This is a genomic window from Rahnella sp. ATs2 (genome assembly GCF_051851855.1).
GTDB classification, from domain to species: Bacteria; Pseudomonadota; Gammaproteobacteria; order Enterobacterales; family Enterobacteriaceae; genus Rahnella; species Rahnella variigena.
Window position 1 is genome coordinate 1 of sequence record NZ_JBLYPL010000063.1, and the last position, 741, is coordinate 741.

At 49.4% G+C, this 741-nt stretch carries 2 protein-coding genes; both read left to right on the forward strand.

Translation table 11 applies throughout. The annotated features are described in order from the left end of the window. The coding region (locus ACJY2G_RS25525; protein WP_430324197.1) for a DUF3304 domain-containing protein at positions 1 to 307 on the forward strand (307 nt) is incomplete at its 5' end. A gap of 20 nt (positions 308 to 327) precedes the next feature. After that, positions 328 to 741: DUF3304 domain-containing protein (locus ACJY2G_RS25530; protein WP_430324198.1), on the forward strand; the 414-nt coding region annotated here is incomplete at its 3' end.

Consider the following 741-nt stretch of genomic DNA (forward strand, 5'->3'; position numbering starts at 1 on the left):
GTTTAGTGTGAATGGTGTGGCTGGACCCAATGCGTTTGCACATGGCGGTGGGGGGGCAACCTGTTGTGGCAGTATCAGCGGGAAGACGGCGGAAGTTGTCTGGACTCTTGATATAACGCATGAACAATATCTTAAGGGTATGCGTCTCGAAAAACGACGTGTGGTTATGCCTATCCCCGAACGCAAATGGGAAGAAAATTATCTGCACGTTTATTTTCTTCCTGCAGATAACGTCCGTTTGTGGTGGGGAACCGGATTTATTCATCCGAAGGCTGAAGAACTCCCAGATGCAGTAAATGGTAAATAAAAGTTATAGCGGGGCATAAAATGGATTTTTTTAGAAGACTGGAAAAAATAGACGGAGCCGTTAATCGCGGCTATGCGCGCTGGGGTAAATGGCTGGGCGCAGGATTATTATTGTTCATACTGGGATGGGGAGGCTGGGTAGTCTGGGCATCCATCTGGGGTCCACCGACCGGGCCGGTGACATTAATTATTCACAGCGAAATTGACCGGCCTATCCGGGGATTTAGTGTGAATGGCGTGGCTGGATCGAATGCATTTGCACACGGCGGTGGGGGCGCGACCTGTTGTGGCAGTGTCAGCGGAAAGACGGCGGAAGTTATCTGGACAGTTGATTACACCCTTGCGCAATATCAGGCAGGAGTACGTACTGAAATCCATAAAGTAATGATTCCTCTCCCTGAACGCAAATGGGGTGAGAATGATTTGCACGTTCAT